Source organism: Algoriphagus lacus (assembly GCF_003583985.1).
Taxonomy (GTDB): Bacteria; Bacteroidota; Bacteroidia; order Cytophagales; family Cyclobacteriaceae; genus Algoriphagus; species Algoriphagus lacus.
Window position 1 is genome coordinate 393428 of record NZ_QXML01000001.1, and the last position, 20893, is coordinate 414320.

At 44.0% G+C, this 20893-nt stretch carries 21 protein-coding genes; 12 read left to right on the top strand and 9 right to left on the bottom strand.

What is annotated here, in order from left to right; genetic code table 11:
• Nucleotide 1: 1 nt before the first annotated feature.
• Entirely contained in the window at nucleotides 2–751 is a 750-nt protein-coding gene (locus tag D0X99_RS01575; RefSeq protein ID WP_119475881.1) for a segregation and condensation protein A, read from the bottom strand.
• 176 nt (nucleotides 752–927) lie between these two features.
• On the opposite strand from D0X99_RS01575, the gene dxs reads away from it, so the two are divergent.
• Nucleotides 928–2841: a 1-deoxy-D-xylulose-5-phosphate synthase gene (dxs, locus tag D0X99_RS01580; protein ID WP_119475882.1), complete on the top strand. Its 1914-nt coding sequence runs from the start codon at nucleotides 928–930 to the stop codon at nucleotides 2839–2841.
• 10 nt (nucleotides 2842–2851) lie between these two features.
• Complete coding sequence (locus D0X99_RS01585; protein ID WP_119475883.1) at nucleotides 2852–3619, top strand: alpha/beta fold hydrolase; 768 nt, start codon at nucleotides 2852–2854, stop codon at nucleotides 3617–3619.
• Here D0X99_RS01585 and D0X99_RS01590 read toward each other — a convergent pair.
• From D0X99_RS01590 to D0X99_RS01605, 4 genes are all read right to left on the bottom strand, one after another.
• Nucleotides 3616–4101, bottom strand: a complete 486-nt coding sequence (locus D0X99_RS01590; RefSeq protein ID WP_119475884.1) for a GAF domain-containing protein — start codon at nucleotides 4099–4101, stop codon at nucleotides 3616–3618. The genes D0X99_RS01585 and D0X99_RS01590 overlap by 4 nt on opposite strands.
• Nucleotides 4094–5122 (bottom strand): bifunctional diaminohydroxyphosphoribosylaminopyrimidine deaminase/5-amino-6-(5-phosphoribosylamino)uracil reductase RibD, encoded by a 1029-nt coding sequence (gene ribD / locus D0X99_RS01595; protein ID WP_119475885.1) that lies wholly within the window; start codon nucleotides 5120–5122, stop codon nucleotides 4094–4096. Before ribD ends, D0X99_RS01590 begins: the two co-directional genes overlap by 8 nt.
• The gene (locus D0X99_RS01600; protein ID WP_147392173.1) at nucleotides 5119–5913 is read right to left on the bottom strand and encodes a DUF4382 domain-containing protein; all 795 of its coding nucleotides are present in this window, start codon (nucleotides 5911–5913) and stop codon (nucleotides 5119–5121) included. The genes ribD and D0X99_RS01600 overlap by 4 nt, the downstream gene beginning before the upstream one ends.
• Nucleotides 5914–6004: 91 nt before the next feature.
• Complete coding sequence (locus D0X99_RS01605) at nucleotides 6005–6811, bottom strand: DUF4382 domain-containing protein (RefSeq protein ID WP_119475887.1); 807 nt, start codon at nucleotides 6809–6811, stop codon at nucleotides 6005–6007.
• Nucleotides 6812–6918: 107 nt separating this feature from the next.
• On the opposite strand from D0X99_RS01605, the gene dgt reads away from it, so the two are divergent.
• Nucleotides 6919–8265, top strand: a complete 1347-nt coding sequence (dgt, locus tag D0X99_RS01610) for a dGTP triphosphohydrolase (RefSeq protein ID WP_199707952.1) — start codon at nucleotides 6919–6921, stop codon at nucleotides 8263–8265.
• A 69-nt stretch (nucleotides 8266–8334) separates the two neighbouring features.
• Here the strand turns inward: dgt and D0X99_RS01615 are convergent, their stop codons facing one another.
• Nucleotides 8335–8535, bottom strand: a complete 201-nt coding sequence (locus D0X99_RS01615) for a hypothetical protein (protein WP_119475889.1) — start codon at nucleotides 8533–8535, stop codon at nucleotides 8335–8337.
• A 151-nt stretch (nucleotides 8536–8686) separates the two neighbouring features.
• Nucleotides 8687–9955 carry a GTPase HflX gene (gene hflX / locus D0X99_RS01620; RefSeq protein WP_119475890.1) on the bottom strand — a complete coding sequence of 423 codons (1269 nt, stop codon included), beginning with the start codon at nucleotides 9953–9955 and terminating at the stop codon, nucleotides 8687–8689.
• Nucleotides 9956–10157: 202 nt separating this feature from the next.
• Here hflX and rfbC point away from each other — a divergent pair, with 202 nt between their 5' ends.
• The 9 genes from rfbC to D0X99_RS01665 all read left to right on the top strand — a co-directional run bounded on the left by rfbC (nucleotide 10158) and on the right by D0X99_RS01665 (nucleotide 18017).
• The gene (gene rfbC, locus D0X99_RS01625; RefSeq protein ID WP_119475891.1) at nucleotides 10158–10712 is read left to right on the top strand and encodes a dTDP-4-dehydrorhamnose 3,5-epimerase; all 555 of its coding nucleotides are present in this window, start codon (nucleotides 10158–10160) and stop codon (nucleotides 10710–10712) included.
• Nucleotides 10713–11462 carry a tyrosine-protein phosphatase gene (locus D0X99_RS01630; RefSeq protein WP_119475892.1) on the top strand — a complete coding sequence of 250 codons (750 nt, stop codon included), beginning with the start codon at nucleotides 10713–10715 and terminating at the stop codon, nucleotides 11460–11462.
• Nucleotides 11463–11472: 10 nt separating this feature from the next.
• Nucleotides 11473–12432: an NAD-dependent epimerase/dehydratase family protein gene (locus tag D0X99_RS01635; RefSeq protein ID WP_119475893.1), complete on the top strand. Its 960-nt coding sequence runs from the start codon at nucleotides 11473–11475 to the stop codon at nucleotides 12430–12432.
• A 164-nt stretch (nucleotides 12433–12596) separates the two neighbouring features.
• On the top strand, nucleotides 12597–14012 hold the full coding sequence (locus tag D0X99_RS01640; RefSeq protein WP_119475894.1) for a tetratricopeptide repeat protein: 1416 nt from the start codon (nucleotides 12597–12599) through the stop codon (nucleotides 14010–14012).
• A 17-nt stretch (nucleotides 14013–14029) separates the two neighbouring features.
• Nucleotides 14030–14800 carry a phosphosulfolactate synthase gene (locus tag D0X99_RS01645; RefSeq protein WP_119475895.1) on the top strand — a complete coding sequence of 257 codons (771 nt, stop codon included), beginning with the start codon at nucleotides 14030–14032 and terminating at the stop codon, nucleotides 14798–14800.
• Between the two features lie 53 nt (nucleotides 14801–14853).
• Nucleotides 14854–15789 carry a DUF368 domain-containing protein gene (locus tag D0X99_RS01650; RefSeq protein ID WP_119475896.1) on the top strand — a complete coding sequence of 312 codons (936 nt, stop codon included), beginning with the start codon at nucleotides 14854–14856 and terminating at the stop codon, nucleotides 15787–15789.
• On the top strand, nucleotides 15786–16523 hold the full coding sequence (locus tag D0X99_RS01655; protein ID WP_119475897.1) for a shikimate dehydrogenase family protein: 738 nt from the start codon (nucleotides 15786–15788) through the stop codon (nucleotides 16521–16523). The genes D0X99_RS01650 and D0X99_RS01655 overlap by 4 nt, the downstream gene beginning before the upstream one ends.
• Before the next feature lie 9 nt (nucleotides 16524–16532).
• Nucleotides 16533–17387, top strand: a complete 855-nt coding sequence (gene purU / locus D0X99_RS01660) for a formyltetrahydrofolate deformylase (RefSeq protein WP_119475898.1) — start codon at nucleotides 16533–16535, stop codon at nucleotides 17385–17387.
• Between the two features lie 45 nt (nucleotides 17388–17432).
• On the top strand, nucleotides 17433–18017 hold the full coding sequence (locus D0X99_RS01665) for a DNA-3-methyladenine glycosylase I (RefSeq protein WP_119475899.1): 585 nt from the start codon (nucleotides 17433–17435) through the stop codon (nucleotides 18015–18017).
• Nucleotides 18018–18068: 51 nt separating this feature from the next.
• Here the strand turns inward: D0X99_RS01665 and nhaD are convergent, their stop codons facing one another.
• Nucleotides 18069–19436 (bottom strand): sodium:proton antiporter NhaD, encoded by a 1368-nt coding sequence (gene nhaD, locus D0X99_RS01670; RefSeq protein ID WP_119475900.1) that lies wholly within the window; start codon nucleotides 19434–19436, stop codon nucleotides 18069–18071.
• 227 nt (nucleotides 19437–19663) lie between these two features.
• Complete coding sequence (locus D0X99_RS01675) at nucleotides 19664–20890, bottom strand: Glu/Leu/Phe/Val dehydrogenase dimerization domain-containing protein (protein WP_119475901.1); 1227 nt, start codon at nucleotides 20888–20890, stop codon at nucleotides 19664–19666.
• Nucleotides 20891–20893 lie beyond the last annotated feature (3 nt).

A 20893-nucleotide genomic window follows, 5' to 3' on the forward strand; every position in this document is an offset into this window, starting at 1 on the left:
CTTAGGCTGCAGCGATTGGCTCAGTCTTTTCCACCCAAAAGTTGTTATACCCTTCTCCGATGATGATGTTAACTTTTGAAAGCTGGAGAAGTTCTAGAATAGCCAGGAATGTATAAATCACAAAGATTTTGTCAGGGTTGTAGGTGATAAATTCGGTGAAAGGTACTTGATTTTTGAAACTGATTTTTTCAAGAACAAAATCTTTTTGTTGCTCGATGGTGTAAGGGTACTGAATGACGGTATGTTTTGTTTCCTCGGTTCGGGAGGCCATTTTAGCCATACATTTTTGAAACACCTTAAGCAGCTTGTAGAGGTCGACGTGTTGCATTTCTGCTTCTACATCTTCCACTTTGCTGAGCTCCTCCAGTTCTCTGGCCAGGTTTCCCCGCTTTTCCTTGGAAAGACGCTCTGACTCCAATTGGGCCAGTTCTTCCACCACAGATTTGTACTTTTTATATTCCAGTAAGTTTCTGATCAGTTCTTCCCGTGGATCAATTTCTTCTCCGTGCTCATTCAGCTCCGGTCTGGGGAGCAGCATTCTTGATTTGATTTTCATCAGGGTCGCGGCAAAGAGAATAAACTCACTGGCCACTTCGATTTCCATTTGCTCGAGGTGGTGGACGTAGTCGAGGAAATCATTGGTAATCTTGGAGATAGGAATGTCGTAAATGTCGAGTTCATCCCGCTCGATGAAAAACAGCATCAGGTCGAACGGACCTTCAAACAGCGGTAATTTGATCTCGAAACTCACCGATAGTAAATTTAATTGGTTAATTTTGGCTCCTCTTAGTCAAAGATATTCAATTAAGGTAAATTAAATGGAGCGTAACGGAATAAAGCAAAAGCGTGATTATCGCTCTGTTTCAGAATGAGTAAACAAAGTATTCTTCTTGCAGTTATTCCACTTTGACACCAACCCATCCGAAAATGCAAATCACTCCAGGAGAACTTCTCGCCCAAATCAATACTCCAGATGATCTGAAGAAATTTCCCAAGGACAAACTGGTTCAAATCTGTGATGAACTGCGACAGTTCATTGTAGACAACGTGTCCGTTTACGGAGGGCATTTTGGGGCGAGTCTTGGTGTGGTAGAGTTGACAGTTGCATTGCATTATGTGCTCAACACTCCGGAAGATCAGCTCGTTTGGGATGTAGGCCATCAGGCTTATGGTCACAAAATCCTCACCGGAAGAAGAGAGCGCTTCCATACCAACCGGGTCTATGGTGGAATTTCAGGTTTTCCAAAACGCAAAGAAAGCGAGTACGATACTTTTGGTGTAGGCCATTCCAGTACCTCCATTTCCGCGGCATTGGGAATGGCAGTTGCCTCTAAATATAAGGGTTCTCATATCCAACATGTCGCAGTGATTGGTGATGGCTCAATGACTGGTGGGATGGCATTCGAAGCCATGAATCATGCCGGTGTCAGTGATACCAATCTCCTGATCATCCTAAATGACAACTGCATGTCCATCGATCCCAATGTGGGCGCATTGAAGGATTACTTGACTGATATCACCACTTCACATACTTACAATAAGGTGAAGGATGAGGTGTGGAAAATGCTCGGTAAGCTCAGCAAATTCGGAAGCAGCGCTCAGGAAATTATTTCCAAGGTAGAAGGGGCAATAAAATCTGCCGTACTTAAGCAGAGCAACTTATTTGAGTCGCTCAACTTGCGATATTTTGGTCCCGTAGACGGTCACGATGTGGATCACTTGGTTGAAATACTAAAGGATCTCAAAGATATTCCAGGTCCAAAAATCCTGCACTGTGTTACTGTAAAAGGAAAAGGATATGGTCCTTCTGAAACAGGTAATAAAACTACTTGGCACGCTCCGGGAACTTTTGATAAGGTCACCGGAGAGATTTTCAAGAAAACCCCTTCCAAGCCTCAAGCCCCCAAATATCAGGACGTCTTCGGCCATACCCTGGTAGAACTGGCAGAAATGGACTCCCGAATCATGGGTGTCACTCCGGCCATGCCTTCAGGATCTTCAATGAACATCATGATGAGCGCCATGCCAGACCGGGCTTTTGATGTCGGAATTGCTGAACAGCATGCAGTGACTTTTTCTGCAGGATTGGCTACTCAGGGCTTGGTTCCTTTCTGTAACATTTACTCAACTTTTATGCAGCGTGCCTACGATCAGGTAGTCCACGATGTTTGCCTTCAAAATCTTCCTGTAGTTCTATGCTTGGACAGAGCCGGCTTTGCCGGAGCAGACGGGCCTACGCACCATGGGGCTTATGATATTGCCTATTTCCGTTGCGTACCCAATCTGGTGGTTTCTGCACCCATGAATGAGGAGGAATTACGAAACCTGATGTATACCGGAAGCAAATATAACGGCCCGTTCTCCATCCGCTATCCAAGGGGAAATGGAGTCATGCCGGAGTGGAAAACTGCATTTCGTGAGATCCCAGTTGGTCAAGGCCGAATTGTTAAAGAAGGTGAAGAAGTTGCAATACTTTCCATTGGTCACATCGGTAATTATGCCGTGGAGGCTTGTCAATCCTTGTTAAAAGAAGGTTTAAATCCTGCTCATTACGACATGCGCTTCGTGAAGCCGCTGGATGAGGAACTGCTCCATGAGATTTTTGGCAAGTTCAAAAAGGTGGTGACCATTGAAGATGGTTGTCTAATGGGTGGTTTTGGTTCGGCTGTTCTGGAGTGGATGGTTGATCATGGTTATACCGCTCAGGTTAAACGTCTTGGGATTCCGGACGAGGTCATTGAGCATGGGGAGCAAATCGAGTTGCACCGAGAATGTGGGTTTGATCCCGAAGGAATTGCCGATGCTGTCCGAAGCCTTTCCGAAGTAGTGCGGATTTTCTGATCAGTCTCCCATGTCCGGAATTCATTTTTTTGAAAAAGGGAACGGTCAACCTTTAGTCCTTATCCATGGTTTTTGTGAAACCGGAAAGATGTGGGAAGATTTTTCGGAAAAGCTTTCGAAGGAATTTCGGGTGATCTGTCCTGACTTGCCGGGGTTCGGGGATTCTCCTATTTCCGGAGATAAAATTTCTCTGGAGGAGGTTTCGGTTATTTTAGAGGATTGGCTGGAATCAAATCGGATTGAAAATCCCATTGTCATCGGGCACTCTTTGGGAGGCTATGTCTCTTTAGCTTTGCTCGAATTGATGGGAAACCGGATCAAAGCGATTGGACTTTTTCATTCCACAGCTTTTCCGGATGATGCTGACAAGAAAGAAATGCGGAATCGCACAATTGCTTTTTTGAAGAACAATGGGGTCGAAAAGTTTGTGACTTCATTTGTTCCGCCGCTTTTTCCAGAAAACAGGAGAGCGGAACTCTCGAGGGAAATCGAATCGGCCATCGAAGATGCCAAGCGATCCAGCCTCAATGGACTGGTGGCCTACTCGGCTGCCATGCGGGATCGAAAGGACCGAGTGGAGGTTCTGAGAAATTTCTCAGGCCCAAAATTATTGATTGCAGGCACTGAAGATGGTGCTGTCAAAATCGAATCCAGTCGGGCTCAAAAAGATGCTTTTTCCAGCTATGCCGAGCTTGAAGGGGTGGGACACATGGGAATGGTGGAAGAAAGGCAAAAGACTCTTGAGATAGTCAGGAATTTTTGTATTTCGGCTCTTTAAGAAAGCGATTTCCCCAAAATACTCATCAGTTCTTCCAGATACTTTTGGTCGGTCTGGTCAAAGTCAGCAAGCTTGTCGCTGTCCACGTCCAGAACCATTGCAACTTCATCGCCTTTGAAAACCGGCACCACAATCTCTGACTTGGAAGCTGAGCTGCAGGCGATATGTCCGGGAAAAGCATCTACATCCGGCACCAGTTGCGTTTTTGCTTCTTTCCATGAAGTCCCGCAAACCCCCTTCCCAAAATTAATCCGAGTGCAGGCAATCGGTCCTTGAAATGGACCTAATACCAGCTGATCATTTTTTACGACATAAAACCCAACCCAAAAAAAGCCGAAAGCCTCCCGCAAAGCTGCTGCAATATTGGCTAGGTTGGCATAAAGGTCAGCTTCACCGGTAATCAGCGCCTCAATCTGAGGAATCACCGCTTCATATTTTTCTGATTTGCTTGCTCGTTCGGGAATAAATAAAGTTTCAGCCATGGTAATAAACTTGTAAAATATCTTCTCCTATAGAAAGGGTTTCTTGAGGATTTTGATGCAAAACCGGCGCAGAGATTCCTCTTTCAAAGGTGGTTTTTGAAGTAAATACCCTCGCCTCATCCCAAACCTCGGCCTGAATAAATTTCTGTAAAATTAAACTTCCACCTTCGATGAGAAGGCTTTGAATTTTTCTATGGTTCAAATCTGACAACATAGCCTTAACCGAAAAATCAGGTCCAAGGTTAACGAATTCGAGATTGTTAAGGATCTCGTTTTTGATTGAATTGTAGCAAATAGTCGGTATGGAACCGTCGAAAAGATGCAAATCGGAAGGAAGTCTCAGGTTAGAATCCAGCACTATCCGAACCGGGTCTTTTCCGATCCAATCTCGGACATTCAAGCTTGGATTATCATGGAGCGCAGTGTTTTTTCCGACTAGAATGGCATCTTCTTCGGCTCTCCACTTATGTACGATTTGTCTGCTTTGGGTATTGCTTATCCACTTTGAATCGAAATTTTCCCTCGCAACAAATCCATCCCGGGTTTGGGCCCATTTAAGAATCACGTAAGGCCTTTGCTTTTCGATTTGAGTGAAGAAACGACGGTTATGCCAGCGCGCTTCCTTTTCCAGAACTCCGGTTTCCACTTCAATTCCCGCATTTTTCAGAATTTCAATTCCTTTGCCGCCGACCAGTGGATTGGAATCCACTGCTGCGATGACTACTTTTTTCAAGCCTTTTTCCACCAATAGATTGGCGCAAGGCGGAGTTTTTCCCCAATGGGCGCAGGGCTCCAATGTGACGTAAGCCGTGGATTCCTTAAGTAATTCCTGATTATCTACAGAAAGGATTGCATTAACCTCCGCATGAGCTGCGCCATAGGTTTGGTGATATCCTTCGCCGATGATTTTTCCCTGATGGACGATTACACAACCTACCATGGGATTTGGACTGACGAAACCCCTTCCCCATTCGGCAAGTTCCAAAGCCCTTCGCATGTAAAGTTGATCCAGCTCGCTCATTTCCTGTTTAGGGTGATTCGGTCTAATGAGGTGCTTTCTCCTGCCTTTACTTCCACATTGAAAATGGTATCGGTCCGGTATCGGCTATCTTTAGGATCGATGAATACCGTGTATTTCCCTGGCTCTATGCGGAACAAGAATGTTCCGCTGGAATTTGTATGTGTGCTGATGGAGTCAGATTCAGCAATGGCATAAATTACTGGACGAAGGTCAGTAGGGCTGGTGGTGCCGGTCAAGTCGCCTTTTCCGATACCCGAATAGGCCAAAATTGTAGGGTTAAAATCGAATGTTAAAGGGTCAGAATCCGTGACCTTAATTGACTTCTCAAGATCAAAATCCAAAATCAAATCATAAGAAAAACCGGATTCCAAGTCGATTTCGAGTGGCTGATAATAATCCGTTTTTGCTTCAGGTAATTCCAGGGGATATCGGTTCTCATTCAAAAACAAAAAATTTCCCTGCCCTAATTTTAAGGTAATTCCCGTTACAACCCCCAACTCCATTTCATTTCGAGCTACGGGAAGCGCAGTACCTCCCACGAGTTGAGAGATGTCTACTTGCTTGTCTCCTGGTTCATAAGGAAGAAAAATCTTCTGGATTTCTCCCTCTCGGCCATTGGGGACAAATTCCAATTCAACTCCCTGAATTTCAACAATCACTGAGTCCCACTGGGCAGGAGCATCGATTAAAAGAATATTTACCAGCGCTTTTGGACCACTGTCCATGTCCCCACAAGACCATAAGACTACTGGAAAAAGAAAAAGCAGGAGATGGGCTTTGATTTTATTCACAGGGCAAATTTAGGCCAAAACTCCTCAATCCAAGTCAATTCCATTGAGTGCAAGGAAAAGAAAATGCCGGATCAAGTCCGGCATTTAAATTTTACTTCAAAGTAAGGGTAACCGAGGGTGCGGTTGTAGTTTTATCGTCTTCCACTATTATCCCCGTACTGGTAGCTGGATTATAGCGGTCATTTGGAGTAAAAGTAAGATCGTAGGTTCCTGGAGCCAAGCCCTGAAGAGAGTAATTTCCGTTGTCGTCTGTGAAGGTATTTACCTGCACGCCATTTCTGGTTGCGGTCACCTGAACTGGTTTGGCGTCAAGAGGAAGGACCTGTCCCTGGATTCCTTGAGACTGCTCAAGATAGGCTCTGAGCACTGGCTTCAAAATGATATTGCCTGAGTTTCCGGCTACAACGATGGACTTCGCAGCATCAAAATCAATAGTCAGTTCATAGGTATTACCAGCTTCTATCACCTCATCGATTTTGATTTTCAATCCGCTTTGCTCAGCGCTTGGCGTTTTTAATTCAAACCTTTCCCCATTTTTCATGAGGTAATTGTTCCCTCCCAACATAAGCCGGATTTGATCAATTTCTCCTTCAGGAAAATCTTCCGAACCAAGAAGGAGTGAATTTCCACCGGTCAGATCAAGAAGATTGATGGATCTGCTTCCCTCGAAAGTAATTTCCTTCCAGGTGGATTCATCTTCATTCATTTCGCTGTCTTCGTTATCAGCTTTCACTCTTACGGCAAGGACTTCAATCCAAACCTCATCAAAATCAGCAGGAGCATCTACCAGGTAGAAGTTGACTCGAGCTTGACCGGAACTGGGACCATCTTCGGTGTTGCAGGCAAAGTTTGCCAGCAAAATCAGGGCTAGGGTTAAACTTTTTACTAGGGCTTTCATAGTTCTTTTTTATTTGGATAGACTGGATATTTTCAATCATCGTGCCATCACATCAAAGATACCTTCAATTGTACCTGATTAATAGCATTTGCTTTTTAATTTTGGGGATGATGAAATGGGAAAAGTTGCTGGCCAGCGGTCGTTTCGGAGATTCTCTGAAATCTCTGCCTTTGGAATCCAGTAGGACAGAATTTGAAATAGATTACGATAGAATCATTTTTTCGGCGCCTTTTAGAAACCTTCAGGATAAAACCCAAGTCTTTCCACTTCCCGAGCAGGCATTTGTCCATACCCGGTTAACTCACAGCCTTGAAGTATCCAGTGTGGGCAGATCCTTGGGGAAAGCGGCCGGGGAATTCCTCCTCGAAAAGTATCCTGCCTTGCAAAAATTGGGGATTTCTTCCTCAGCTATCGGATCTATTGTAGCTGCCGCTGCTTTGACACATGATATTGGCAATCCACCTTTTGGACATGCTGGTGAGGAGGCGATTTCTGATTTTTTCCGCTTGCATTCTTATGGTAAAATTTGGGAAAAGCATGTCCGGGTAGATCAATGGGCAGATCTGGTCAATTTTGAAGGGAATGCCCAAGGATTTCGAATGCTGGTCTCAAAGCAATTTGGGCTCAATTTGACCTATGCTACATTGGCAGCGTTTACCAAATACCCAAGACCCAGTTTGATACCCCAGCGGGATGTTGCTCGAAAGAGTCAAAGGAAATTCGGATTTTTCATCAATCAACTGGTCGATTTCGAGTTAATGGCCGAGACCTTGGGTATTGAAAAAATCAGTGCTGAATGCTGGGTCAGACATCCCTTGGCCTTTCTGGTCGAAGCAGCTGATGACATCTGCTATAACATCATTGATCTGGAAGACGGCTGTACCATAGGTTTGGTGAGCTTTGAAGAAACAGTGGCGCTGCTGAAGCCCATTTTGGGCGATCGGTTTGACGAGGAAAAATTAAAAGAGCGATCTCAAACCCAGAATCTGGGAATTCTCAGGGCAATGGCCATTGGGCAACTGATTCGGGAAACCGTAGCTGTTTTTGCCCAATTTGAGGAAAGCATGCGCAAAGGGAATTTTGACAAGGCGCTGACTGACATTATTCCATCTGCCAAGGCCTTGGCTGCGATCTCTGCCGTTTCGGTAAAGAAAATCTACCGTTCGAAAATTGTTTTGGAAAAAGAAGCTGCTGGATTTCAAGTTTTGGAGGGCCTTTTGTCTGTTTTTTCCCAAGCGCTATACCACCAGTTTTATAGCCCGGAATTATTTTCAGGACAGGACAAAAGCATTTTAAGATTACTCCCGGAGGACTTTCCGCTCAAGGGCTGGGGGGCTGAGGTCAACCCTTATCCAATGCTTCGGGTATTAGTAGACTTTATTTCCGGAATGACCGATAAATATGCACTCAACCTCTATCGAAGGGTAAAAGGTATTTCTTTCCCGGGCATCTAGATTTAGCTTTTCTCTTTTAAAAAAGAAAACCCGGAGATTTTCCCCGGGTTTGATTTTTTCAGAAAGAGATCACTGCGCTGCAGTGGTGTCAGTTGCTGTCGTGTCAGCAGGTGCCGGTGCGGGTTCTTCCATTACTGGTGCAGCTTCTTCGGTTGGAACTTCCTCGGTAGCTTCTTCCTTTTTAGCACCGCAGCCTACCAGAGTAGCAAGAGCGAAGCTGAATGCAAAAGCCATCACGGCAGCAGACTTTAATTTTTTTGAGGTAAACATGATTGAATGTGGTTTAGGTTGAGATTTATCCGCTTTGGATAATAAACTGATGCAAAATTAAACTTTCGGTTAATTTGTCAACCAATTTTTCAATAAAAAATATTTCAAATTGAAAAATTGATTAAAAAACAGTCCAAAGATTGGAATTTTATCATTCTTCTTTATCGCCTTTTCCACTCCAATCCACCACTTCGTCTTCCAGATAATGTGGATATATTTTGCGGTGTTGCTTTTTCACTTCAGCTAAAAGAGCTTCTCTAAATTCATCGACATTCAGCCCTGACGCAGCAGCCATAAAGACCGGCTTGATTCCATTCTTTTTTTCAAAAGCATCGCTGAGTGCTTTAAAATCCACATAGCGGGTTTCCTGAAGTTCATGTTCGCTGATATGTTGAGATTCTTCTTCAGAGGGCATTTGCTGCACCAAATCGATTTTATTAAACACGAGCAAAACTGGTTTGTCACCTGCTTTGATTTCATTCAGTGTCTGCGTGACCACTGCGATATGATCTTCAAATGCATGGTGTGAAACATCCACCACGTGGACCAAGAGGTCCGCTTCACGAATTTCGTCAAGTGTTGACTTGAAGGATTCAATCAAGTGCGTGGGCAGCTTTCGGATGAAACCCACCGTATCGGATAACAGGAACGGAATCGTATCCAACACCACTTTTCGAACAGTGGAGTCGACTGTGGCGAATAGCTTGTTTTCGGCAAGGATATCAGTTTTGGAGATTAAGTTCATCAGGGTGCTTTTCCCGACGTTGGTATATCCTACCAAAGCAACACGTACGACACCCTTTCGGCCTTTCCGTTGGGTTACCCCTTGCTTTTCGATTTCTTTGAGCTTTTCTTTCAGCAAAGTGATTTTTGCCCTGATATCCCGTTTATCAGTTTCAATTTCCTTTTCACCGGCTCCTCCTCGGGTTCCAGTTCCACCTCGCTGACGTTCCAAGTGGGTCCACATATTCGTCAATCGGGGTAAAAGGTATTGGAATCTTGCCAGTTCGACTTGGGTTTTAGCCTGTGCTGTCTGTGCCCGCTGAAGGAAAATATCCAAAATCAACAGGGATCGGTCGTATATTTTAACCTTGATTTCATTCTCCAGATTTCGCATCTGAGAAGGGGTAAGGTCATCGTCGAAAATGACCATGTCCACTTCAAAATGTTCCACGTACGCACGGATTTCATCCAATTTTCCCTTTCCTACAAAAGTCCGGATGTCCGGTTTCTCCATTCGTTGGGTAAAGCGGTAAACCGTTTTTGCTCCCAGCGTTTCGGCCAAAAAGGCCAGTTCGTCCAAGTGTTCTTCCACTTCCTGATCACTTTGTTGCTGTCGGATTAGCGTGACCAGAACGGCAGTTTCCACTTTTGGTGCTGTATCGTGTAGTTTCTGGAGTTTTCTTGAAAATTTACTCATAAGGGGTTCGGTTCACTTAAGAAAAGGTCGAAAGAATAGATTTGGTTCATCAAGCTAATTCAAGGAAGATTCCGCAAATCACCGAGGGCTTGACTTTCATCCTTTTTGCAACAAATTTGGGCATAATTCCTTAGAATAGATTAGGATACTCCAAGTGGGTGTGGTTATTTTACCGCCCCAAGCCGATGAATTTATCACCAAAATGGCAGAATTACGCAGCACTCCGATTGCAGGTCTTATTGAGATTTTTCCAAGGGTTTTTCCCGACAGTAGAGGTTATTTCTTTGAATCATTTCGTCAGGACTGGCTACAGAGCCAAGGCATAAATGAAAACTGGGTCCAGGACAATCAGTCCTTTTCCCAGAAAGGAACTGTAAGAGGGCTTCATTTTCAACATACTCCTTATGCCCAAGCTAAACTGGTTCGGGTGGTCAGCGGAAAAGTACTGGATGTGGTTGTTGATTTGCGAAAAGGCTCTCCTACCTTCGGAAAGCACTTTTCGACTGTTTTGGATACTGAGAAAAACAACCTGCTTTACGTTCCGGTGGGATTTGGGCATGGGTTCTCCGTATTGGAAGATGCCATTTTTGTGTACAAATGCTCCAATTATTATAACAAATCTGCCGAAGGAGGGATTTTGTGGAATGATCCTAAGTTGGGAATCGACTGGGGAGTAGCGGAACCAATAATCTCTGACAAAGACAAGGTTTGGCCAACGTTGGAAGAATTTAATATAGAGACTGGAGGAGGATTATAAATGGGGTGGTTGGATTTTTTTAAAGGGAAACCTGATGTTGTGGCTCCGCTGGACCTTTCCTGGTTGAGAGTGGATATGCATTCTCATTTGATTCCTGGGATCGATGATGGTTCTAAGTCCATGGAAGAATCTCTGGGGCTGGTCAAAAGAATGGCTGATTTTGGGTTGGAAAAAATCATTACCACGCCCCATATCATGTCTGAGTATTACCGAAACACTCCTGAAATTATTGCCATGGGCCTGGAGGATCTGAGGAAATCAGTAAAAAATGAGGGAATTAAAATCCAACTCGAGGCAGCTGCGGAATACTACATGGATGAGATATTCCTCGAAAAAGTAAAAAACGGGGAAAAGCTACTCACATTTGGAGACGATTACATTCTGGTGGAAACCGGATTTATCAACAAGCCTCAGATGCTGCTTGATATTATTTTTCATCTTGAAATGGCAGGATACAAGCCCATTCTGGCGCATCCTGAGCGGTACCAATACCTGATTGCCGACAAGAAGCTGCAAGAAGAACTGATCGATAGAAAGCTTCTTTTTCAGGTCAATTTGCTGTCGCTTACTGGATTTTATTCCAAACAGGTAAAAGAATTCGGTGAAATGCTGATTGATCGAGGTGTGGTTGCGCTCTTGGGAACAGATTGCCACAATTCCCGTTATCTGGACATGCTGGAAACCCTTCCTCAGCACCAAAAGGTCTACGACAAAATTCGAAACCTCGAGTTGATCAACACCCAACTTTAGGTTCCCTCCTATGAACATTCTCATTACTGGAATAACCGGACTTTTTGGAAGCCATTTGGCCAAAGAATTTAGCCATTTAGGCAAGATCCGCGGATTGATAATGGAAAATTCCAATAAGAGCTTGGTCAATAATCCTGATTTTGAAGTGGAGTGGCATAAAGGAGAACTTTCAGATGTGGATTCTCTTTTGGAAGCACTAAAGGACATTGATATGGTCATCCATTCTGCAGGATTAGTGTCTTTTTCTCCACAGGATGAAGACAAGCTGTATGAAGTAAACAGTGTAGGTACTGCTAATCTGGTCAATGCCATGTTAATAGCAGGCGTTTCCAAATTGGTCCACGTGAGTTCGGTGGCTGCTATTGGCCGAAATCCAGAGCTCAGTGTAATCGATGAGGAATACAAATGGGCCGATTCTCCACTTAATACACCATATGCGATATCCAAATACTGGGCAGAATTGGAGGCTTGGCGAGGTGAGCAGGAAGGCTTGGATTTAATTGTGGTGAATCCCTCCATTTTGCTTGGAAAAGCTAGTTACGCAAAAAGCAGTTCAGCCATTTATTCATATGTCTTGGAGGAAAACAGGTTTTATCCGAAAGGAGATTTGAATTTTATAGATGTCAGAGACGCAGCAAAAATTACCAGAATGCTCGTGGAAAATAAGGCGTGGGGAGAACGTTTCATTTTGAATAAAGAGAGTATTCCTTATCGGGATTTTTTCTCAGAAGTTGCAGTAGTTTTTGGCAAAAAGGCACCTAGTGTTCCGCTAAGCGATTGGCTGATTTCTTTTGCCTCTCTGACAACAGGAGTTCTAAAAGTTTTGGGGATGAGCAAAAGCCCACTCAACAAGCAAACGGCGAGATTGTCCCAACAGAAAATCCGCTTTGAAAACTCCAAAATTGAGAAACTTTTTGGATACAGGTATTATTCCCTTCGCGAGAGTCTGGAATGGGCCAAAATGCCCTGAATCAAACTTATTTTTTCAACCAGGCGTTTAACCAATCGACAATCCTCTCAAGATTAACTGACTTTCTTTGTGAAAAAATCATTCCTGGAAAGGAAAAATTTAACAATTGATCATAGTGAGATACTCGTTTTATTGGTATCTTATGTAAACCATAACGCCATCGAATGACTGGAGATCACGATCACGACTGGGAAGAGGACAAAAAACTAGTAGAACGATTTGAGAATTCCCTGAAATCAAACTTGGACCTCTATTTCGAAGAAGAAGAACTGGAAGACATCATCCGGTTTTACTTTGATCAACAAAAATTCCTTAAAGCACTTAGAGCTTCTGAATACGCCTTGGAAAAGTTTCCTTTTTCAGTGGAGATTCGTTTGCTCAAAGCGCAATGTCTGATATTCAATGACGAGTTGGATGAGGGGTTGAGTATTTTGGAAAACCTGAACAACTTGTCCCCAAACAATGAGGATATTGTATTGGCCTTGGCCAATGCTCAAATTCTGGCTGGAAACCATCAAGAAGGAATCGAACTATTGGAAAATTACCTCCCAATGGCCGAAGACAAGGCGGAGGTTTTCTATTCCCTCGGAAATCTCTACCGTGCTAAAGGGGACAATACCAAAGCAAGCGAATATTTCAAAGAGGCAGTTAAAAACCGCATCAATCATGAAGATGCCTTGTTTCAGTTGGCCATGATCACAGAGGAGGAGGGTTCCTTTGACGAAATCCTTCAATTCTATCAGGAGTTCATTGATCAGGATCCCTATTCTGCCGGGGCTTGGTATAATCTTGGGGTGGTTTATAACCGTTTGGGCCGATTCGAGGATGCTATATCAGCCTATGAATATGCCTTGATCATAGACGATGCCTTTGCTTCAGCCTATTTCAATATGGGCAATTCACTGATGAATACCCATCAGTATGAGGCGGCCTTGGAAGCTTACCAAAATACCATCAACTGTGAAGGAGCCAATGCCGAAAACTGCTGCTACATGGGTGCTGCCTATGAAAAACTGGGCAAAATCGATGAGGCATTCAAATATTTTAAAAAGTCAGCTAAGCTGGATGAGGAATACGACGATGCTTGGTTTGGACTTGGGATGTGCATGCTGAAAAAGGAAAAATTCTTTGAAGCAATCCATTATTTCAAAAAGGCACTTAACCTCAATAAAGACAATCCAAACTATTGGGTTGGATTGGCTGATGCGGAGTTTAATCTTGGCAATATGCAGGCCAGCTCAGAAGCCTATGAAGAGGCGATCAACCTTGAGCCGGGAGTGATGGAAACTTATGTTAACCTTTCTGTGATTTATTTTGAGCAAAATCGGTTTGAAGAGGCCGTTGATGTAATCCGGGAAGGAATCGAAGAGTCGCCGGAAGAATCCGAGTTGTATTATCGAATGGTTGTTTATCTTGTGAAGATGGGCAAATACAAGGATGCGTTTTCATATTTGGAAAATGCGTTAACTTTGGACTTCGATAAGCATACGATCTTGTATGAATTGATGCCGGAGCTGAAAAAACAGAAGGCCATCTATAAGATCATCGCTCAATATCGGGATGACCATTCCCAGCTCTAACCTTTAAAATCTGGCAAATGAATTATGTGCTTAAGAATATCCCTGTACGGACTGAGAAGCCGCGTACCACGGGATTTACTATGGCTATGGACAAGGGCCTTAGCCTTCGGGAAACCGAAGATTTTGTAGACAGTTGTTCCGACTACGTTGACATCGTCAAGCTGGGTTGGGCCACTTCCTATGTCACCAAGCATCTTACCGAGAAAATTGCAGTGTACAAGTCTGCAGGCCTTCCGGTTTACTTTGGAGGGACACTTTTTGAAGCTTTTATTGTCAGAGGACAATTTGATGATTACCGGAAAGTATTGGACAAGTTTGGTCTCGAGTTCGCAGAGGTTTCTGATGGGTCCATTTCATTGAACCATGACAAAAAATGCGAATACATCTCCACCTTGGCCCAACAAGTAACAGTGCTATCCGAAGTTGGATCTAAAGACGCCGCAAAGATTATCCCTCCTTATAAATGGATCGAGCAGATGCAAACTGAGCTCAACGCCGGAGCCTGGAAAGTAATCGGTGAGGCCCGTGAAGGAGGTAATGTTGGTTTGTTCCGCGATTCTGGAGAAGTTCGTCAAGGTCTTGTCGAAGAAATTCTTACCCAAGTTCCTGAAGAAAGAATCATTTGGGAAGCTCCTCAAAAATCCCAACAGGTATGGTTTATCAAATTGCTCGGAGCAAATGTAAATCTTGGAAACATTAGTCCTTCCGAAGTCATTCCCTTGGAAACCATCCGCTTAGGATTAAGAGGTGACACATTCGATCACTTTCTTGGAGAAATCAAACTTTAATATTCCTTTCTAAAATTTTGGCTGATCGACTATTCGGTCAGCCTTTTTTCTATATGAATCCAATTAAAAAACACGCGCTTACTTACTTGAAGGGAATGTCAATGGGTGCAGCTGATATCGTTCCCGGTGTTTCGGGTGGATCTATTGCTTTGATTGCAGGGATCTATCAGGAACTTCTAGACAGCATCAACTCATTTAAAATTGACAATTTAAAGTTGCTTGGCAAGCTTGAGATCAAAGCATTCTATCGGGCAGTCAACGGGTCCTTTTTGCTCAGCTTGCTTTTGGGCATTATGACAAGCATTTTTTCCCTGTCCAGCCTCATTACCTACCTGATGAGTGATCATCCTATTCCTTTGTGGTCTTTTTTCACCGGATTGATCCTGATCAGTGCCTTTTTGATCCTCAAAGAAATCAAAAGATGGCATATGGGGGTAGTTTTGGCTGTTTTGATAGGAACTGCGATCGCTTGGTGGGTGACCAACTTGCCTCCTACCACCACACCAAATGCCATCTGGTTTACCTTTGTTTCCGGAGCCATTGCGATTTGCGCTATGATTCTTCCCGGAATCAGTGGAAGTTTTATCCTTTTGATCATGGGACAATATGAACCGATTCTGCAGGCAGTCAATGACCGAAATTTTCTGAAGCTTTTTGTATTTGCTGCAGGATGCGCAGTAGGTATTCTCTCATTTAGTAGGGTGGTTTCTTGGCTTTTGAGAAAATATCATTCAGCAACCATCGGATTGCTTTCCGGATTTATGCTTGGATCGGTCAATGAATTGTGGCCATGGAAAATTGTCACCGCGTGGAGAACCTCTTCCAGCGGAGAACAAAAACCCTTTCTGGATGAAAACATTCTTCCAACGGACTATCTGGCTCAAGTCGGCCAAGAACCTCAAATTCTTGCGGCAATCTTGGCATTCGTATTTGGGATTGTATTGGTATTGTTGATCGAATGGCTGGCAGCAAAGCTTATTAATTCATGAGAAAATTCGGGCTTATCGGGTATCCCCTGACACATTCTTTTTCCAAAAAATACTTCTCGGCAAAGTTTGAAAGAGAAGAAATTTGGGATTGTCAGTTTGACCTGTATGAAATCCCTCAAATCAGCGATTTTGAGCAGGTGCTGGTTGAAAATCCAGAATTGGAAGGGATGTCGGTGACTATTCCCTACAAGCAGGAAGTCATTGCTTTTTTGGATGAGCTTGATCCTGCCTGTGAGGCTATCGGCGCAGTGAATTGTATCCAAATTCGCAACGGAAGGCGCAAGGGTTTCAACACCGATTACATCGGATTTAAAAATTCCCTCCAGAGTTGGTTGGGGCAAAATATTCCAAGGGCTCTGGTACTGGGAACCGGTGGGGCTTCCAAGGCAGTCAAAGTAGCCTTGAAAGATCTTGGAGTTAATTTTCTGTCTGTATCCAGAAATAATGGAGAAAACCAAATTACTTATAGTAGTCTGGCAAGTGATCCGGACTTTTTAAAAAACTATCCCTTAATCATTAACACCACTCCGCTTGGGACTTATCCGAAAACTGAAGAAATGCCTGAAGTTCCCATCAGCCTTCTTAATGATTCAAATCGGGTCTATGATTTAGTCTACAATCCATCCGAAACGACCCTGATGAAAGCCTGCCTGGAAAAGGGTGGCCAAGTGAAAAACGGAATGGACATGCTGGTACTTCAGGCCGAAGCAGCTTGGTCTATCTGGAACTCTTAAACTTTATCGATGGACAAAGCCATTTTAATCATTCAATGTCCCGACCAAAAAGGAATAGTAGCAGAGGTCTCCAGGTTTCTGTATTCCTATAATGGAAATATTCTGGAAGTTGACCAGCATGTGGATGAGGAGATGGGATTGTTTTTTATGCGGGCAGCATGGGAGTTGGATTCTTTTTCTCTGAAAAAAGAAGAAATCTCATCCAGATTTGAAGCTGAAGTTGGTCAACGCTTCCGGATGGAGTTTAAGCTTCATTTCAACTTTCCCAAGCCAAGGATGGCGATTTTTGTGAGTAAATTATCCCATTGCCTTTTTGATATTTTGGGAAGACACCATGCCGGTCAGCTGGAGGTAGAGATCCCGATGGTGATTTCCAATCATCCGGATTTACAGACTATCGTGGAGGCTTTTGGGATTCCATTTTTCCACATCCCGATTACTGCCGCCACCAAAGAATCAGCCGAAGCTGAGCAGTTGAGGCTTTTAAGAGAACAAGGGGTGGATTTTGTGGTCTTAGCCCGCTACATGCAGATTCTCTCCGGGGACTTTATCCGCAATTTCCCCAATCGGATTATCAATATTCATCACTCTTTTTTACCGGCATTTGTGGGAGCAAGACCTTATCATGCGGCGTATGAGCGGGGAGTTAAAATCATCGGAGCGACAGCGCATTACGTGACCGAAGTGCTGGATGCGGGGCCTATTATTGAGCAGGAGGTGGCCAGAGTAAGACATCACAATACAGTCGCGGAATTAGTCCAAATCGGGCAGGATGTGGAAAAAGTCACTCTCTCAAAAGCCATCAAATACCACTTGGACCGAAAGGTGCTTGCCTTCAAAAATAAGACAGTTATCTTCTATTGATTTCGCCAGCCTTGCTTCTGGAGGGATTATTGGTGATTTTCAGGTATGGAAAAATCTGTCGAAACCATCCGCTGCCCTTGGTGCTTGGGCTTCCCCGAATATGTCCAATATCATGATACGGAATGGGGCGTCCCCGTTTATGATGATCGCATTCATTTTGAATTTTTAGTGCTGGAAAGCGCTCAGGCAGGGTTAAGCTGGGCGACAATTCTGAAAAAGCGCGAGGGATACAGGAGAGCATTTGCGGACTTTGATTATCAAGTCGTAGCGGAGTTTCCGGAAAGCTACGTTCAGGAATTGCTTCAGGATCCCGGAATAATCCGGAATACCCTAAAAATTAAAGCCGCCATTAACAATGCCCGATGCTTTATGAAAGTCCAGGAAGAATTTGGCTCCTTTTCGAATTACATCTGGGGATTTGTCGGAGGAAAACCGATTCAAAACTCCCTGGCCAGCATGAAAGAAGCAAAAGCCACCACGCCGGAGTCGGATCGCCTGGCAAAGGACCTCAAAAAACGAGGCTTTAAATTCCTCGGCAGTACCACCATCTATGCTCACATGCAGGCCACTGGACTAGTCAATGATCACCTCGATTCATGCTTCCGGAAAAACGAAGTCAAAATCCAATAAGGCAAAAAAAAAGGGGGCGACTGCCCCCTTTATAAGTTAATTCGTGATCGATTAAGCGGCAGCAGATCCTCCATGCATGAAAACATAGATCGCAGCTCCTGCAAAATAGCCCAAAGCGGCTAAGACTGAAATTCGTTTCAAATACCAACCGAATTCGATTTTTTCCATACCCATGGCAGCAACCCCGGCAGCTGAACCGATGATCAGGATACTTCCTCCTGTACCGGCACAGTAGGCCAAATATTCCCAAATGAAGTGATCCTGAGGATACATATCCATGCTGTACATCCCCATACTTGCCGCTACCAAAGGCACATTGTCCACAATGGCTGAAAGCAAACCAATCAGGGTAATGATAATTCGGTTGTCACCGATGGTGTCATTGAGATAGGCAGCGAAATTGGCCAAAGTACCCATTGACTGAAGGGAGCCTACCGCCAATAAAATACCCAGGAAGAACAAAACGCTTGGCATATCGATCTTAGTCAAGGCATGTCCAGCGGTATAATGTTTCTTTTCAGATTCGTCCAAGTCGGGATTGATCAATTCGGATACTACCCAAAGTACACCCAGACCGAGCAACATCCCCATGTAGGGAGGAAGGTGAGTTACAGTTTTGAAAATCGGAACTGAGATCAAAGCACCAATACCCAGGACTAACATTAAGTTGCCAGTAGCAACTCCATTTTTCGATTTCTTTCCTTTTTCTTCAAAATCGCCAAGATTTCCTTTCAATGTAAAAGTCAGGTAAAGTAAAGGAACAAGCATACAAACGATACTTGGCAAGAATACATTTTTCATGATTGCTCCTGCAGAGATCTGACCACCGATCCACAGCATGGTAGTAGTCACGTCACCAATAGGAGACCAAGCACCACCAGCATTAGCAGCAATGACAATCATACCTGCAAAGAAAAGACGCATCTCCTTGTCAGGGATCAATTTCCGGATCAGGGAGACCATCACAATTGTCGTAGTCAGATTATCCAATACAGAGGATAAAAAGAAAGTAACAATACAGACCACCCAAAGAAGCATAACTGGGTTTTTTGTCTTGATTCTGTCAGTTATTAATTTAAATCCGTGGTGCGCATCTACCAATTCCACGATGGTCATAGCACCCATCAGGAAAAAGAGGATTTGGGCTATTTCATTTAGGTGGTGACCTAACTGTTCAATAACATATTCCAAATGGATTTCGCTTGCACTCAAAGAACTGGCTTTTTCACCCAGTTCTTGGACAAAAAGTAGGTACCTGTCACTGCTGAGCATGGTTTCAGGAGAACCTGACACCGCGAAAATTGTCCAACAAACTACAGCAGTTAACAACGCTGAGGCAGTTTTATTGATCTTGATCGGATGCTCCAGCGCAATTGCCAAATAGCCGACTACAAAGATTATGATGATTAAATACTCCATCGGTTAATTTTTTCTTTTGGTTGATTATTTAGGTTTAAGATACTCTACTTTGAGAACTGACCGGCGATTCTAGCTTCTTTCTGATAATTTTCCTAACCAAATTCCAAGATTTTGAATTTACGAGCTGTATAAAATTCGGGAAATCGAAGGAAGAAGATAGGCTAAATTAGGTTTAGAGACGATTAGTGTTCTAAAGTATTCCGAAAACTCATTTCACCCGGAATCTTTTACATAAGCTGTGATAAGGCTATTTCATAGGAAGTTTGAGCCAGTTTTGTTTTTCCCTGATTTTTGGAAAAGGTGTGCTGGAGAGCTTTTTTGATGGTGTCACTCACATCTGAGAAGATGGCCTGATCGGTTAGCTCCACTTTATCGCTCATCAGGTATGCGAACACTCTTGCCATGCCGCAATTGGCAATGAAATCCGGTATCAGTGACACTTGCTCATCAACCCAAACCCCGATTGGGCCTACAAAAATCTCTGCATCCGCAAAGGGTACGTTGGCTCCACAGGAAATCACTTCAAGTCCGGCTTTGACCATTCGTTCTGCTTGTTCTTTGGTCACAAGTCGTGATGCCGCCGCTGGGATGAAAATTTCATGGGGCAAATCCCATATTTTTTCATTGATCTCAGCAAAGGACATCATCCCATCGGCCACCAGCGTATTGCCGTTTCTTTTTAGAAATAGGTCCCTAACCTCATCCAAACTGAATCCGGATTCATTGATAACCCCTCCGTTTTTGTCTATGATTCCGACGATTTTCACTCCGCAAACTGCCAAAAAACAAGCCGCTGCAGCCCCCACATTTCCCCATCCCTGAATGATGGCTCTTTTACCTTCAATATTTCCACCCCAAATCTGATAGTAATGACGTACCGCTTCAGATACACCGTAGCCGGTAATCATATCCGCCACAGTATATTTTTTGGGACCATTTGGCGTGAATTTCGGGTCTTCCAAAACTTTGGAAACACCTTGTCTCAACTGACCGATTTTTCTGATTTTCTGAGGTTCTGTCGCATGGAAGTGACCATTGACGATGCCTTCCTGTGGGTGCCAAAGCCCATACGCTTCCGTTACTGGGATCACTTCGTGGATCTCATCCACGTTGAGATCACCTCCTGTGCCGTAATAGTTTTTGAGTAAAGGCATTACCGCCTTGTACCATCGTTCCAGCACCCCGGCTTTCCTTGGATCTGCGGGGTCAAAGTTGATTCCCGATTTGGCTCCTCCAATGGCAGGACCTGAAACGGTGAATTTGACTTCCATGGTTTTGGCCAAAGATTCGACCTCCCTTTTGTCTAGGCCTTTTCTCATGCGGGTTCCCCCTCCGGCAGCTCCACCTCTGAGGGAGTTGATGACTACCCAGCCTTCAGCTTCCGTCTCGGAATCTTTCCATTCGAAGACGATCTCAGGCTTTTTATTTTCAAATTCTTTTAGCAGGATCTGCATTTC